Source organism: Streptomyces sp. GMY02 (assembly GCF_019056675.1).
Taxonomy (GTDB): Bacteria; Actinomycetota; Actinomycetes; order Streptomycetales; family Streptomycetaceae; genus Streptomyces; species Streptomyces odonnellii.
The window spans coordinates 2,551,270-2,565,994 of record NZ_CP077658.1 but is presented as its reverse complement, the minus strand read 5'-3'; the positions used below and the strand labels follow the sequence as shown (position 1 = coordinate 2,565,994).

Sequence of the window (14,725 nt, the reverse complement as noted above, 5' to 3'; positions counted from 1 at the left end):
CGGACCGGAAGAGCGGCCGGACAGCGGACGGGGGGCTCGGTATGGCCGTCGAGCGCGCCCAGCATGGGGACGAGGAGGCGTTCGAAGCGGTCTACCGGCAGATCCACCCGAGACTGCTCGGCTATGTGCGCGGGCTGGTGGGGGACGACGCGGAGGATGTCGCGGCCGAGGCCTGGCTGGAGATCGCCAGGGATCTGCTGCGGTTCCGGGGGGACGGGGACGGCTTCCGGGGCTGGACGGCCACGATCGCGCGGCACCGGGCGCTGGACCATCTGCGCCGTCAGCGCAGCCGGCCGCGGGTGACGGACTTCGAACACGATCTGCTGGACCTGCCGGGCGGCCAGGACACCGAGCGCGAGGCGTTCGAGTCGCTGTCGACCGAGCGGGCGCTGGCACTGGTCAGAAAGCTGCCGAGGGACCAGGCGGAGGCGGTGCTGCTCCGGGTGGTGGTGGGCCTCGACGGGCCGGCGGCGGCGCGGGTGCTGGGGAAGCGGGTGGGAGCGGTGCGTACGGCTTCGTACCGGGGCCTGAAGCGGCTGGCACCGGCGCTCGCGGCCCTGTCAACGGCGGGCGCGGCCTCGGCGTCGGCCTCGGCATCGGTTCCGGCCTCCGGGCAGTCCCCGGCCTCCGCCCCGGCAACGCTTCAGGATGTGGGATGAGCACGAACGGTGAACTCTCCGAGGCCGCCGACCGGTTGCGTACGGCGCTGCTGGACCCGTCCGGCGAATCGGCCCCCCGAACGGGACACGAAGCCGCCCTGGCGGCCTACCGTACGGCCCGCGCCTCGGCCGCGCCGACGGACCCGAGACCCCAGGACGACTGGCGCCCGCGCGGCCACCGGGTCGTCCATGCCTTCCGTGGCGCGAGAGCACTGGTCGCGGCGCTGGCGGCGGTGGCTACGCTGAGCGGCGTGGCGATCGCGGCGGGTACGGGAGCGATCCCGACGCCCTTCCGCGCCCCGACCACCCACCAGCCCCCATCACCTCCAGAGCGCCACACCCCGTCCGCGTCCACGTCTACGTCCACGTCGCCCTCCCCGCCCCCGCCGACCGGCACGCGGCCCCAGGAGTCCGCGACACCGCCCTCCTCAGCGAAAGCCACGCCACCGGGCCAGGCGGCGCAGGACAAGAAACCGAAGAAGCCGAAGAAGCCCAAGAAGACGAAGCCGTCGAAGTCGTGGCAGCAACTGAAGCAGTCGACGCATTCGTCGAACTCTTCGAACTCTTCGAACTCTTCGAAGTCCTCGAACTCGTCGAACAACGGAAAGAACTCGCCGTGACCCTGTCGGAGCGCCCCGGCGCGCAGCCCTTCGATCTCCAGGAGTACGAACAACAGGCGCGCGGCGGGCCGTGCTTCGTCTGCGCCTTCCTCGCGGGCGATCCGGCGTACCGGCACGAGACCGTGTACGAGGACGAGCACCACGTGGCCTTCTTCGACCGCTTCCCCACGCTCCCGGGCAAACTCCTGGCCGCCCCGAAACCACACATCGAACACGCCGTCCGCGACCTGGACGAGGCCGCGTACACCCGGCTGATGCTGTTCGTGAGGACGGTGGCGCTGGCGATGGAGGACGTCTTCAAGCCCGAGCGGACGTACCTCCTGTCACTGGGCAGCCAACAGGGCAACACCCACCTCCACTGGCACATCGCGGGCCTGCCCCCGGGAGTCCCGTACCGCAGGCAGCAGTACCACGCGCTGATGGCGGAGAACGGAGTCCTGCCCACACCCCCCGAAGAAACAGCAGCCCTGGCCACACGCCTCCGCCAGGCAATCAACACCCGCCTCCAGCCCGAAACATGACGGTGCCTCAGGCAGCGGCGCCCGGCCCTGGCGCCGCTGTCTACACCGCCCCGCTCGGGCGGGACATTCTCAGGGCCAGGTCCCTCAGTACCGCCTCCGAGCTGATGTCCGTGCGGCCGGAGTCGTGGACCTCGGCCAGTTCCGAGAAGACGAAGCTGAACGCGCCGATGAGCTGCATGATGGCGGGCAGCGCCGCCTCGGTCACCGCGTGGGCCGCTTCCAGCGGGGTGGCCTCCGGGGAGACCGTGAAGGAGGGGAAGACCTCGGCCAGCAACGACCCGATCTGCCCCGCACCCGACTCCGCGGCCGGCCCCGAATCCCCGCCCGCGGCGCGGATCCACTCCGCGGACTGCGTGAGAATGCCGATGGCCCTGAGAACGACTTCGCTCTGCTCCATACGCAGAGCCTAGGGGGTGTCCTGCCGATCGGGCCCGGCAAGATCGGCGAGGGACCCCCCGGAGCGCACCCCGGTCGCGCGGCCGATGCGGAAGTCGGCAAAAGCGGGACGCCGCCCCGGAATCGGACCTACCCTCGATATGTGTCAGGCGCGTCCGGCCGGGTGCTCGTCGTCGACGACAACAGGGTCATCCGGCAGTTGATCAGGGTCAATCTCGAACTGGAGGGTTTCGAGGTCGTGACCGCGGCCGATGGTGCCGAGTGCCTGGACGTGGTCCACGAGGTCATGCCCGATGTGGTCACCCTCGACATGGTGATGCCCCGTCTCGACGGCCCCCGTACCGCCGCCCGCCTCCGTGCCGACCCCCGTACGAGCCGCCTGCCCATAGCGATCATCAGCGCCTGCACGCAGTACGAAGTGGAATCCGGCCTCGCCGCCGGAGTGGACGCCTTTCTCGCCAAGCCCTTCGAGCCCTCCGAGCTGATCCGCCTGGTCCGCCGTCTCACCCACCGCAACCCCCCGCCCCCGGTGGACGGCCGACGCGGCGCGGGCACGGCCGGTACGGCCTGCGGCTGACCGACGGACCCGGCGGCCGACGGATCCGCCCGGCCCCCGGCCCAGCCCAAGCCCGCCCGGCCAAGCCCCACTGCCCGCATCGCGGAACGTGCTCGCGGAGGTCACCCCCTCCTCCCATACGCTGGTGCCGTGACTCCCGCAGAGCTCTCCCGTACCGTCCGGCACGCCGTGTGCCGGGCGGTCGCGGACGACGCGCTGCCCGGCCCCGTCCCCGAGCGGATCGTCGTCGAGCGGTCCCGCCCCGGCGGGCGCGGCGAGTACGCCACCGGCATCGCCCTGCGCCTCGCCGGACCCGCGGGACGCCCCGCCCGCGAGGTCGCCGAGATCCTGCGCAGCCGCGTCGACACCACCCACGGCATCGCCCGCGTCGAGATCACCGGACCCGGCTTCCTGAACTTCACCCTCGGCCAGGACAGCGCCGACGGCCTGGTCCGTACGATCCTCCGCGACCCGGCCCGCTACGGCCACGGCGACGCCCTCGCCGGTACGGTCGTGACCCTCGCCCCGGCCGACGAACCGCGGGCCGGCCTCTGGACCCGTACCGTCGTACGGCTGCTCCGCACCCAGGGCGCCGAGGCCGCCGTCGTACCCGGCGCCGAGGAGCGCCTCGCGGTCGTACCCGCGCCCGACCCCGCCGCCCTCGCCCGGCTCGGCCCCGACGCCGCCCGCTGGGCGCTGCTGCGGCCCGCCGCCCACGACCGTCCGTACACCGGCCCGGACCTGCTCGTGCAGCGCGAGAGCAACCCGCTCTTCCGGGTGCGGTACGCGTACGCCCGTACCCGCGCCCAGGCGCGCGCCGCCGCCCGCCTGGGCATCGGGAGCGAGCCGGCGGAGCCCGGCCGGCCCGCCACCCCCGGCCGGGAACCCTTCGGCGACGGCCGGCCCGCCACGCCCCTCCTCACCGCCCTCGGCGACCACCCCGCCGTCCTGGAGGCCGCCGCGCGGCTGCGCGCGCCCGACCGGCTGGCCCGCCATCTCGAACTCACCGCGGAGGCGTTCCTGCGTTTCCAGGAGACCTGCCGCCCGCTGCCCCTCGGCGACGAGAAACCCTCGGCCGCCCACCGCTCCCGGACCGCGCTCGCCGAAGCCGCCGGGGCCGTGCTGGCCGGCGGCCTGTCCCTGCTCGGCGTCGACGCACCAGAACACCTCTGAACCACTCAAGAGAACCAAGAGAGCCACGAGATGAGCCGTTCCGCACACCCCGCAGGCCCCCGTCACGCGGATGTACTCCCCGAGGGGCACTACACCGCCCCCGCCGCCGACCTCAATGTCCTGGACGAGAAGGTCTGGTCCCGCACCGTCCGCAGGAACGGGGACGGTGTCGCCACCGTCGCGGGGATCGAAGTGACCCGGCTCGCCGAGGAGTTCGGCACCCCCGCGTACATCCTCGACGAGGCCGACTTCCGCGCCCGCTGCCGCGCCTGGTCCGACGCCTTCGGCAGCGACGCCGACGTCTACTACGCGGGCAAGGCCTTCCTCTCCCGGGCCGTCGTCCGCTGGCTGCACGAGGAGGGCCTCAACCTCGACGTCTGCTCCGGCGGCGAACTCGCCACCGCCCTGGCCGCCGGCATGCCCGCCGAACGCGTCGCCTTCCACGGCAACAACAAGTCCGCCCAGGAGATCGAGCGGGCCGTCGAGGCCGGGGTCGGCCGGATCGTCCTCGACTCGTTCCAGGAGATCGTCCGGGTCGCGCACACCGCGCGCCGCCTCGGTGTCCGCCAGCGCGTCCAGATCCGGGTCACCGTCGGTGTCGAGGCCCACACGCACGAATTCATCGCCACCGCCCACGAGGACCAGAAGTTCGGTATCGCGCTGGCCGGCGGACAGGCCGCCGAGGCCGTACGGCGGGCCCTCGCCCTCGACAGCCTCGAACTGACCGGTATCCACTCGCACATCGGCTCGCAGATCTTCGACATGGCCGGCTTCGAGGTCTCCGCCCGCCGGGTGGTGCAGTTGCTGGCGCAGATCCGCGACGAGCACGGTGTCGAGCTGCCGGAGATCGACCTCGGCGGCGGCCTCGGTATCGCGTACACCTCCGAGGACGACCCGCGCGAACCGCACGACATCGCGAAGGCCCTCAGCGACATCGTCACCCGTGAGTGTGAGTCCGCGGGGCTCGCCACCCCCCGGATCTCCGTCGAGCCGGGCCGCGCCATCGTGGGCCCCACGGCCTTCACGCTCTACGAGGTCGGCACCATCAAGCCGCTCGAAGGTCTGCGCACCTATGTCAGTGTGGACGGCGGCATGTCCGACAACATCCGTACGGCCCTGTACGACGCCGAGTACAGCGTGGCGCTCGTCTCGCGCCGCTCCGACGCCGAGGCGATGCTCACACGCGTCGTCGGCAAGCACTGCGAGAGCGGCGACATCGTCGTACGGGACGCGTTCCTGCCCGCCGATCTGGCCCCCGGGGACCTGATCGCCGTGCCCGCCACCGGCGCGTACTGCCGCTCGATGGCGAGCAACTACAACCATGCGCTCCGGCCGCCCGTCGTCGCCGTACGGGACGGGGCGGCCCGGGTGATCGTCCGGCGCGAGACGGAGGAAGATCTTCTGCGACTCGACGTCGGCGAGTGAAATACATGTCTCGCAATCTGGACAGAGGGCAGAAACCCCCGTCCAGTGAGTGAGACTGGTTCGGATTCCCGCGGTAATCGGCTGTGATGGATGAAAGGCGTAGGTCGGATGATGCGTACGCGTCCGCTGAAGGTGGCACTGCTGGGCTGCGGTGTGGTCGGCTCAGAGGTGGCGCGCATCATGACGACGCACGCCGAGGACCTCGCGGCGCGGATCGGCGCCCCGGTCGAGCTGGCCGGGGTCGCCGTCCGGCGCCCCTCCAAGGTCCGCGCGGGCATCGACCCCGCGCTGATCACGACCGACGCCATGGCCCTGGTCAAACGGGGCGACATCGATGTGGTCGTCGAGGTCATCGGCGGCATCGAGCCCGCCCGTACGCTCATCACCACCGCGTTCGAGCACGGCGCCTCCGTCGTCTCCGCGAACAAGGCGCTGCTCGCCGAGGACGGCACGACGCTGTACGAGGCCGCCGAGCGGCACGGCCGGGACCTGTACTTCGAGGCGGCCGTCGCCGGAGCCATACCGCTGGTACGGCCGCTGCGCGAGTCCCTCGCCGGCGACAAGGTCAACCGGGTCCTCGGCATCGTCAACGGCACGACCAACTTCATCCTCGACCGGATGGACACCGCGGGCTCCGGCTACTCGGAGGCGCTGGACGAGGCCACCGCCCTCGGTTACGCCGAGGCGGACCCGACCGCGGACGTCGAGGGCTTCGACGCCGCCGCCAAGGCCGCCATCCTCGCCGGCATCGCCTTCCACACCCGGGTCCGCCTGGACGACGTTCACCGCGAGGGCATCACCGAGGTCACCTCGGCCGATCTGGCCTCCGCGCAGAAGATGGGCTGTACGGTCAAGCTCCTCGCGATCTGCGAGCGCGCCGCCGACGGGCTGTCCGTCACCGCCCGGGTGCACCCCGCGATGATCCCGCTCAGCCATCCGCTCGCCTCGGTGCGCGAGGCGTACAACGCGGTCTTCGTCGAGGCCGAGGCGGCCGGACGGCTGATGTTCTACGGTCCCGGCGCGGGCGGCGCGCCCACCGCCTCCGCCGTCCTCGGCGACCTGGTCGCGGTCTGCCGCAACAAGCTGGCCGACGCCACGGGCCCCGGCGAGTCCGCGTACACCCAGCTTCCCGTCGGCGCCATGGGCGAGGTCGTGACGCGCTACCACATCAGCCTCGACGTGGCCGACAAACCGGGTGTGCTCGCCCAGGTCGCGACAGTCTTCGCCGAGCACGGCGTATCGATCGACACGGTGCGCCAGAAAGGCCGCCAGGACGGCGACGGCGAGGCCGCCCTCGTCGTCGTCACCCACCGCGCGCCCGACGCCGCCCTCTCCGGGACCGTCGAAGCGCTGCGCAAGCTCGACACCGTGCGCGGTGTCGCCAGCATCATGCGTGTTGAAGGGGAGTAAGGGACCCATGACCAGCATCGGCCTCCACCAGGGCACCCACCGGGGCACTCACCAGTGGCGCGGCATCATCGAGGAGTACCGGGACCGCCTCCCGGTGACGGACACCACCCCCGTGGTCACACTCCGTGAGGGTGGTACGCCGCTCGTCCCGGCGCAGGTGCTGTCCGAGCGGACCAGGTGTGACGTTCATCTCAAGGTCGAGGGTGCCAACCCCACCGGATCCTTCAAGGACCGTGGCATGACCATGGCCATCACCCGGGCCAAGGCGGAAGGCGCCCAGGCGGTCATCTGCGCCTCCACCGGCAACACCTCGGCCTCCGCCGCGGCCTACGCGGTACGGGCCGGCATGGTCTGCGCCGTCCTCGTACCCCAGGGCAAGATCGCCCTCGGCAAGATGGGCCAGGCCCTGGTGCACGGCGCCAGGATCCTCCAGGTCGACGGCAACTTCGACGACTGTCTGACCCTGGCGCGCGCGCTCTCCGACAACTACCCGGTGGCGCTGGTCAATTCGGTCAACCCGGTCAGGATCGAGGGCCAGAAGACCGCCGCCTTCGAGATCGTCGACGCGCTCGGCGACGCCCCCGACATCCATGTGCTGCCCGTCGGCAACGCCGGCAACATCACGGCCTACTGGAAGGGTTACCGCGAGTACGCCGCCGACGGCATGGCCGCCCGCACCCCCCGTATGTGGGGCTTCCAGGCCTCCGGATCGGCGCCCATCGTGCGCGGCGAGGTCGTCAAGGACCCGCACACCGTCGCCACCGCGATCCGGATCGGCAACCCGGCGTCCTGGCAGTACGCGCTGGCCGCCCGTGACGAGTCGGGCGGCTTCATCGACTCCGTGACGGACCGGCAGATCCTGTCCGCGTACCGGCTGTTGGCCGCCCAGGAGGGCGTCTTCGTCGAGCCCGCCTCGGCCGCCTCCGTCGCCGGACTCCTCAAGGCCGCCGAGGAGGGCAAGGTCGACCCCGGCCAGCGCATCGTCTGCACGGTCACCGGCAATGGCCTCAAGGACCCGGACTGGGCGGTCGCCGGAGCGCCGCAGCCGGTCACCGTACCGGTCGACGCCACCGTCGCGGCCCAGCGCCTCGGTTTGAGCTGAGCCTCCTCGCCCGGGCCGAAACCGGCGGCCGGCCGCGAACCGACGCGGGACGGCGCCCGTGGTGGCCGGCAAGCGAGGCAAGAGCGACAAAGGCGCACAGGAGGCACGCGACACGCATCGTGCGCCTCCTGTGCGCCCTATGTCGCCACACAACCTTCCTTCGATAGGCTGTACCCAATCCGCCCCGCCGCATATGCCGCGGCGCTGTCGCCCCCGTGGCCCCCGGGCGTTCCGCATGTCCGCGTATATTCCGTACATCTCGAACATCCCGCACTGCCACACGATCATCCAGTCACGCCGTCACACCCACGTAAACAGGCCACAGGTCCCACACGCCAAGGAGAGTCGTCAGAGCGATGGCCGGTCCCGCGTTCCGCGCCGCCGCCGTACGGGTGCGCACCCCCGCCACCAGCGCCAATCTCGGTCCTGGCTTCGATTCCCTGGGCCTGTCGCTGGGGCTCTACGACGATGTGGTCGTCCGCGTCGCCGACTCCGGCCTGCATGTCGACATCGCCGGTGAGGGCGCGGAAACACTGCCCCGCGACGAGAGCCATCTGCTCGTACGCTCCCTGCGCACCGCCTTCGACCTGCTCGGCGGGCAGCCGCGCGGCCTTGAGGTCGTCTGCGCCAACCGCATCCCGCACGGCCGCGGCCTCGGCTCCTCCTCGGCGGCGATCTGCGCCGGGATCGTCGCGGCCCGCGCCGTGACCATAGGCGGGGACGCCCGGCTCGACGACGCGGCGCTGCTGGAGCTGGCCGGGGAGATCGAGGGGCATCCGGACAATGTCGCCGCCTGTCTGCTCGGCGGATTCACGCTGGCCTGGACGGACGGCGGCGCGGCCCGGGCCATCAGGATGGATCCCGCCGATTCCATCGTTCCGGTGGTTTTCGTCCCCGGCGGCCCGGTGCTCACGGAGACGGCCCGCGCGCTGCTGCCGCGCACCGTTCCGCATGTTGACGCGGCCGTCAACGCGAGCCGCGCGGCCCTGCTCGTCGAGGCGCTGACCAGGCGCCCCGAGCTGCTGCTGCCGGCCACCGAGGACCGGATCCACCAGGACTACCGGACTCCGGCGATGCCCCAGAGCGTCGCCCTTGTCAACCGACTGCGCGCGGACGGCGTCCCCGCGGTCATCTCCGGCGCGGGCCCCACGGTCCTGGCGCTGGTCGAGGACGGTGCGGCCGACAAGGTCGCACGGCTCGCGGGCGAGGGGTGGGCGGCCAACCGGCTCTCACTCGACACCGCGGGCGCCAGTGTTCTGCCGCTCGGCGCATAGCCGCACGGGATTGCCGGTGAGGGAGAGGGGGAATGTTTGTTGGAGCCGGTAGTGTTAACCTCAAGTCTGCAACCGACGTCTTTGAGGCGCGGTGCTTCGTGTCCCGCTTCGGGGCCAACCTTCTTCCGGGAGCCTCCCCAACTGCCTGAGCAGCCTGCCTGAGCAGTTTTGAGCACGCACCGGAACCGGCGCGACACCCCCCGTTTTTCCCAGCGGAGGGCCGAGCAGGGGGACCTCGGGCCGGACCCATCGCACGTATGCATGTTTCTCCGCCATATCCGGCGGGACCACCGCCCCGGGGCGGTCCACAGGATGGGACCGCCGTCGGACAGCACAACCGGTCGCCGAGCCAGAAGGCCGACGTCCGCTCCAGGGAAGGACCCTTCGTGAGCGACACCACCGATCTGATGGGCGTGACTGCCGACAACAGTGTCGACGCCACCGCGCCCGCCGCAGGTGCTGCCACTGGCACCACCGCACGGCGCCGCCGCTCCGGCACCGGCCTCGAGGGCATGGTCCTGGCCGAGCTGCAGCAGGTCGCGTCCGGCCTCGGCATCAGGGGCACCGCGCGGATGCGCAAGAGCCAGTTGATCGAGGTCATCAAGGAAGCGCAGGCCGGAGGCCCGTCCACGGCCAAGAGCGCCGAGGCGGGCGGTGACGACACCGCCGCCAAGCCGAAGCGGCGCGCCACCTCCAAGGCGCGTACGGGCGAGGCCGCCGCGGCCGAGGACAGCGCGGACACCGCCGAGAAGGCCGTGGCCACGCAGCAGATCGACATCCCCGGCCAGCCCGCCAGCGACGACCAGCCGGTCGGCGAGCGGCGCCGCCGCCGGGCCACCGCGCAGGCCGGCAGCCCCGAGGTCACGGGCGAGGCCGCGGCCGACGGCAAGGCCGAGGCGGGCGCGGACAGCAGGGCCGAGGCCGCCGTGGCGGTGTCCGGCGCGGGCACCGCGCAGGGCGACGCGGAAGGACGGCGCGGTGAGCGCCAGGACCGCGGCCAGCGCGGGGACCGGGACCGCGGCGAGCGCCGCGACCGGCAGCGCGACCGCCGGGGCAAGGCCGACGAACAGCAGGGCGGCCAGGGCGGCGGCCAGCAGCAGAGCGGCGGCCAGCGCCAGCAGCGGGACAACCGCGGCGGACAGAACGCGGGACCGCAGGACGACTTCGACGACGAGGCGGGCGGCCGGCGCGGCCGGCGCGGCCGGTACCGCGACCGCCGGGGGCGCCGCGGCCGTGACGAGTTCGGCCCGGGCGAGCCGCAGGTCGCCGACGACGATGTGCTGATCCCCGTCGCGGGCATCCTCGACATCCTCGACAACTACGCGTTCATCAGGACCTCCGGCTACCTGCCGGGCCCCAACGACGTGTACGTCTCGCTCGCCCAGGTCCGCAAGAACGGTCTGCGCAAGGGCGACCATGTCACCGGCGCCGTGCGCCAGCCCAAGGAGGGCGAGCGCCGCGAGAAGTTCAACGCGCTGGTGCGGCTGGACTCCGTCAACGGCATGGCGCCCGAAACGGGCCGTGGCCGCCCCGAGTTCCAGAAGCTCACCCCGCTCTACCCGCAGGACCGGCTCCGGCTGGAGACCGACCCGGGCGTGCTGACCACGCGGATCATCGATCTGGTCGCCCCCATCGGCAAGGGCCAGCGCGGTCTGATCGTGGCCCCGCCGAAGACCGGCAAGACCATGATCCTCCAGGCCATCGCCAACGCGATCACGGTCAACAGCCCCGAGTGCCATCTGATGGTCGTCCTCGTCGACGAGCGCCCCGAAGAGGTCACCGACATGCAGCGGTCGGTCAAGGGCGAGGTCATCTCCTCGACCTTCGACCGCCCGGCCGAGGACCACACCACCGTCGCCGAGCTGGCCATCGAGCGCGCCAAGCGGCTGGTCGAGCTGGGCCACGACGTGGTCGTGCTGCTGGACTCGATCACCCGTCTGGGCCGTGCGTACAACCTCGCGGCGCCCGCCTCCGGCCGCATCCTGTCCGGTGGTGTCGACTCGACCGCGCTCTACCCGCCGAAGCGCTTCTTCGGCGCGGCGCGCAACATCGAGGACGGCGGCTCGCTGACCATCCTGGCCACCGCGCTGGTCGAGACCGGCTCGCGGATGGACGAGGTGATCTTCGAGGAGTTCAAGGGCACCGGCAACATGGAGCTGAAGCTCGACCGGAAGCTCTCCGACAAGCGCATCTTCCCGGCGGTGGACGTGGACGCGTCCAGCACCCGCAAGGAGGAGATCCTGCTCGGCGGCGAGGAGCTTGCGGTGGTCTGGAAGCTGCGCCGGGTGCTGCACGCGCTCGACCAGCAGCAGGCGATCGAGCTGCTCCTGGACAAGATGAAGCAGACGAAGTCGAACGCCGAGTTCCTGCTCCAGATCCAGAAGACGACGCCCGGCCCCGGCAACGGGAACGACTGACCCGGCCCGCTGTCCCCGGATGTCCATCGAACCGCCCCGGTGCCCGTGCGCCGGGGCGGTTCGCCGTACGGGGCCCATGGAAGCGCCCGGACGGCCCGCCGGCGTCTCCGTAACCCTGTCCGGCCCGCCCACCACCGGGCGCGCGGCAGGAGCCCGCAGAGCCCCACAGGCCCCTCCTGGCGGCCCTTCCGTGCCTCTCCCGCGTGCCCGGCCCGCTCAGCGGGTGCCGTGCTCTCCTCCTGATGCTTCACTGACTGGACAAGTGCGACATATTGCACAGGGGGTGGAGCGCGGTACGGGCGGTACGGACCGAGGGAGGCCATGACGGACGGGAGCAGCCGGATATACGGCCGGACACCGGGCCGCCGTCGACGCCGCGGCGCCAAGACCAGGCGCCGCCGCAGGGCGGCCAGAGTCGTCGCTTGGTCGGCAGCGGTCGTGGTCCTGCTCGGCGGTTCCGGGCTCGGATATGTGTACGTCAAGCTCGACGGCAATCTCCGGGGGATCGACATCGACCGCATCCTGGGCAGGGACCGCCCGGCCGACACCGCCGGCGGCTCCCAGGACATCCTGGTCCTCGGCTCCGACTCCCGCTCCGGCGCCAATGCCGAGTACGGCAGGGACGGCGGCGGCGCCCGCTCGGACACGGCGATGATCGTCCACGTCTATCCGGGCCGGAAGGCGGCGAGCGTCGTCTCCGTACCGCGCGACACCCTGATCGACCGCCCCGCGTGCGCCACCGGCGACGGCAGGACCGCACCGGAGCAGCGGGGGGCCATGTTCAACACGGCGTACGAGGTCGGGGGCGCGGCCTGCGCGGTGAAGACCGTCGAGACGATGTCCGGCATCCGCATGGACCACTACATCGAGGTCGACTTCACCGGATTCAAGAAGCTCGTCGACCAACTGGGCGGGGTCAAGGTCACCACCACCCGCCCGATAGAGGACGCCAGAAGCCGGCTGACCCTGGCGCCCGGCACCCATGTCCTGGACGGCGAGCAGGCCCTCGGTCTCGTACGGACCCGCGAGAGCGTCGGCGACGGCAGCGACCTGGGCCGGATCCAGCTCCAGCAGGGCTTCGTTAAGGCGCTGATCGAGCAGGTCAGAAGCATCGGCCTGGTCGGCAGCCCGAAGAAGCTGTACGGCCTCGCGGACACCGCCACCCGGGCCGTCACCACCGACTCCCGGCTGGACTCGGTCGGCGCGCTGATCGGCTTCGCCGACGGCCTCAAGGACCTGGACGCCGCGCATGTACGGATGATCACGCTCCCGGTGAGCTACGACCCCGCCGACCCGAACCGTGTCCTGCCGATCCCGTCGGGCACGGAGCAGGTCTGGACCGCGCTCAAGCAGGACAAGCCGATACCGGCCTCGGCGACCAAGGACTCCGAGGGGGACGGCGGCGACGCGCACGGCACGGTCAAGGAGGACTGACGCGGACCGGGGACTGACGGGGACCGACCTCCACAGGCCTTCCTCGGGCAGGCGGCCCGGGATCAAGGAATATCTCCGCCCGGCCCCCGGTTTTGGGAGATACGGCCGGTCCTGGCAGACTGGTACGTCGGCTCCGGTTCACGTACGAGCAATCCGCGCGTGCGACCCGGCGCCCTCCCGGATCTAGGAGAGACCCTTGAAGCGCGACATCCACCCCACGTACGTCGAGACCCAGGTGAGCTGCACCTGCGGCGCGTCGTTCACCACCCGCAGCACCATCGAGTCGGGCACCATCCGTGCCGACCTGTGCTCCGAGTGCCACCCGTTCTACACGGGCAAGCAGAAGATCCTCGACACCGGTGGCCGCGTGGCCCGCTTCGAGGCCCGCTTCGGCAAGGGCGCTGCCTCCGCCAAGAAGTAGCGAGCCGTCTGCGCCGGTTCTCGGTGCCCCTCTCCGGGGTGCCGGGACCGGCGCTTTGGCGTCCCGAAGCACGTTCGTACACACCCAGGAGCATCCGATGTTCGAGGCGGTCGAGGAACTGATCGGCGAGCACGCCGATCTGGAGAAGAAGCTCGCCGACCCGTCGGTCCACACGGACCAGGCCAACGCGCGCAAGCTCAACAAGCGTTACGCCGAGCTGACCCCGATCGTCGGCACGTACCGCTCCTGGAAGCAGACCGGTGAGGACATCGTCACCGCCCGCGAACTGGCGGCCGACGACCCCGACTTCGCCGCCGAGGTCAAGGACCTGGAGCAGCAGCGCGAGGAGCTGACCGAACGGCTGCGGCTGCTGCTCGTACCGCGCGACCCCAGCGACGACAAGGACGTCATCCTGGAGGTCAAGGCCGGCGCGGGCGGCGACGAGTCCGCGCTCTTCGCCGGCGACCTGCTGCGGATGTATCTGCGGTACGCGGAGCGCGTCGGCTGGAAGACCGAGATCATCGACGCCACCGAGTCGGAGCTGGGCGGCTACAAGGACGTCCAGGTCGCGGTGAAGACCAAGGGCGGCAACGGAGCCACCGAACCCGGGCAGGGCGTCTGGGCGCGGCTGAAGTACGAGGGCGGGGTGCACCGGGTGCAGCGGGTGCCCGCGACCGAGTCCCAGGGCCGTATCCACACCTCCGCCGCCGGTGTCCTGGTGACGCCCGAGGCCGAGGAGATCGACGTGGAGATCAACCCCAACGATCTGCGGATCGACGTCTACCGCTCCTCGGGCCCCGGCGGCCAGTCCGTCAACACGACGGACTCCGCCGTCCGCATCACGCATCTGCCCACCGGAGTGGTCGCCTCCTGCCAGAACGAGAAGAGCCAGCTCCAGAACAAGGAGCAGGCGATGCGTATCCTGCGCTCGCGGCTGCTCGCCGCCGCGCAGGAGGAGGCGGAGAAGGAGGCCGCCGACGCGCGCCGCAGCCAGGTGCGTACCGTCGACAGGTCCGAGAAGATCCGTACGTACAACTTCCCGGAAAACCGGATCTCGGACCACCGTGTCGGATTCAAGGCGTACAACTTGGACCAGGTGCTCGACGGGGAACTGGACGCCGTCATCCAGGCCTGTGTCGACGCCGACTCGGCCGCGAAGCTCGCGGCTGCGCAGTGAGCAGTGACCGGTAAGCAGTAAGCAGTGAACGAGTAAGCGGTAGGCGGTAAGCGGGACGGCCGTGTCCCGCGCAGGACTTGTGAGAAACAACCGTACGACTCCAGCCCGGAGGACCAGCGTGCAGCTACCCCCGGGGGCGA

General features: G+C 71.5%; 14 protein-coding genes. 12 read left to right on the top strand and 2 right to left on the bottom strand.

The window, feature by feature from the left end; genetic code table 11:
- Positions 1-41: 41 nt before the first annotated feature.
- Positions 42-659 (top strand): RNA polymerase sigma factor, encoded by a 618-nt coding sequence (locus KQY30_RS10665; protein ID WP_217306620.1) that lies wholly within the window; start codon positions 42-44, stop codon positions 657-659.
- Between the two features lie 106 nt (positions 660-765).
- Here the strand turns inward: KQY30_RS10665 and KQY30_RS10660 are convergent, their stop codons facing one another.
- A complete protein-coding gene (locus KQY30_RS10660; RefSeq protein WP_217306619.1) occupies positions 766-1,101 on the bottom strand; it encodes a hypothetical protein in 336 nt (111 codons plus the stop codon).
- Positions 1,102-1,176: 75 nt separating this feature from the next.
- On the opposite strand from KQY30_RS10660, the gene KQY30_RS10655 reads away from it, so the two are divergent.
- Positions 1,177-1,800: an HIT family protein gene (locus tag KQY30_RS10655; RefSeq protein WP_254407059.1), complete on the top strand. Its 624-nt coding sequence runs from the start codon at positions 1,177-1,179 to the stop codon at positions 1,798-1,800.
- A gap of 40 nt (positions 1,801-1,840) precedes the next feature.
- Here the strand turns inward: KQY30_RS10655 and KQY30_RS10650 are convergent, their stop codons facing one another.
- Positions 1,841-2,197: a hypothetical protein gene (locus KQY30_RS10650; protein ID WP_217306618.1), complete on the bottom strand. Its 357-nt coding sequence runs from the start codon at positions 2,195-2,197 to the stop codon at positions 1,841-1,843.
- A gap of 141 nt (positions 2,198-2,338) precedes the next feature.
- Here KQY30_RS10650 and KQY30_RS10645 point away from each other — a divergent pair, with 141 nt between their 5' ends.
- The 10 genes from KQY30_RS10645 to prfA all read left to right on the top strand — a co-directional run bounded on the left by KQY30_RS10645 (position 2,339) and on the right by prfA (position 14,585).
- On the top strand, positions 2,339-2,773 hold the full coding sequence (locus KQY30_RS10645; protein ID WP_217306617.1) for a response regulator: 435 nt from the start codon (positions 2,339-2,341) through the stop codon (positions 2,771-2,773).
- A 129-nt stretch (positions 2,774-2,902) separates the two neighbouring features.
- A complete protein-coding gene (nrtL, locus tag KQY30_RS10640) occupies positions 2,903-3,925 on the top strand; it encodes an ArgS-related anticodon-binding protein NrtL (RefSeq protein ID WP_217306616.1) in 1,023 nt (340 codons plus the stop codon).
- A 30-nt stretch (positions 3,926-3,955) separates the two neighbouring features.
- Positions 3,956-5,350, top strand: coding sequence for a diaminopimelate decarboxylase (gene lysA, locus KQY30_RS10635; RefSeq protein WP_217306615.1), 1,395 nt, complete (start codon positions 3,956-3,958; stop codon positions 5,348-5,350).
- Between the two features lie 108 nt (positions 5,351-5,458).
- Positions 5,459-6,760 (top strand): homoserine dehydrogenase, encoded by a 1,302-nt coding sequence (locus tag KQY30_RS10630; RefSeq protein ID WP_217306614.1) that lies wholly within the window; start codon positions 5,459-5,461, stop codon positions 6,758-6,760.
- Positions 6,761-6,767: 7 nt separating this feature from the next.
- Positions 6,768-7,862: a threonine synthase gene (gene thrC / locus KQY30_RS10625; protein WP_217306613.1), complete on the top strand. Its 1,095-nt coding sequence runs from the start codon at positions 6,768-6,770 to the stop codon at positions 7,860-7,862.
- A gap of 356 nt (positions 7,863-8,218) precedes the next feature.
- The gene (gene thrB, locus KQY30_RS10620; protein ID WP_217306612.1) at positions 8,219-9,136 is read left to right on the top strand and encodes a homoserine kinase; all 918 of its coding nucleotides are present in this window, start codon (positions 8,219-8,221) and stop codon (positions 9,134-9,136) included.
- Between the two features lie 386 nt (positions 9,137-9,522).
- Positions 9,523-11,553: a transcription termination factor Rho gene (rho, locus tag KQY30_RS10615; protein ID WP_217306611.1), complete on the top strand. Its 2,031-nt coding sequence runs from the start codon at positions 9,523-9,525 to the stop codon at positions 11,551-11,553.
- Between the two features lie 321 nt (positions 11,554-11,874).
- A complete protein-coding gene (locus KQY30_RS10610; RefSeq protein ID WP_217306610.1) occupies positions 11,875-12,987 on the top strand; it encodes an LCP family protein in 1,113 nt (370 codons plus the stop codon).
- A gap of 196 nt (positions 12,988-13,183) precedes the next feature.
- Positions 13,184-13,408, top strand: a complete 225-nt coding sequence (gene rpmE / locus KQY30_RS10605; RefSeq protein ID WP_046496027.1) for a 50S ribosomal protein L31 — start codon at positions 13,184-13,186, stop codon at positions 13,406-13,408.
- Between the two features lie 97 nt (positions 13,409-13,505).
- Positions 13,506-14,585, top strand: coding sequence for a peptide chain release factor 1 (gene prfA / locus KQY30_RS10600; RefSeq protein WP_046496029.1), 1,080 nt, complete (start codon positions 13,506-13,508; stop codon positions 14,583-14,585).
- Positions 14,586-14,725: the final 140 nt, after the last annotated feature.

What these genes read in the sequence shown, in the direction of transcription:
- KQY30_RS10665 (WP_217306620.1), top strand. Translation starts at nt 42, where the DNA reads ATGGCCGTCGAGCGCGCCCAGCATGGGGACGAGGAGGCGTTCGAAGCG.
- KQY30_RS10650 (WP_217306618.1), bottom strand. Translation starts at nt 2,197, where the DNA reads ATGGAGCAGAGCGAAGTCGTTCTCAGGGCCATCGGCATTCTCACGCAG.
- lysA (WP_217306615.1), top strand. Translation starts at nt 3,956, where the DNA reads ATGAGCCGTTCCGCACACCCCGCAGGCCCCCGTCACGCGGATGTACTC.
- KQY30_RS10630 (WP_217306614.1), top strand. Translation starts at nt 5,459, where the DNA reads ATGATGCGTACGCGTCCGCTGAAGGTGGCACTGCTGGGCTGCGGTGTG.
- thrC (WP_217306613.1), top strand. Translation starts at nt 6,768, where the DNA reads ATGACCAGCATCGGCCTCCACCAGGGCACCCACCGGGGCACTCACCAG.
- thrB (WP_217306612.1), top strand. Translation starts at nt 8,219, where the DNA reads ATGGCCGGTCCCGCGTTCCGCGCCGCCGCCGTACGGGTGCGCACCCCC.
- KQY30_RS10610 (WP_217306610.1), top strand. Translation starts at nt 11,875, where the DNA reads ATGACGGACGGGAGCAGCCGGATATACGGCCGGACACCGGGCCGCCGT.
- prfA (WP_046496029.1), top strand. Translation starts at nt 13,506, where the DNA reads ATGTTCGAGGCGGTCGAGGAACTGATCGGCGAGCACGCCGATCTGGAG.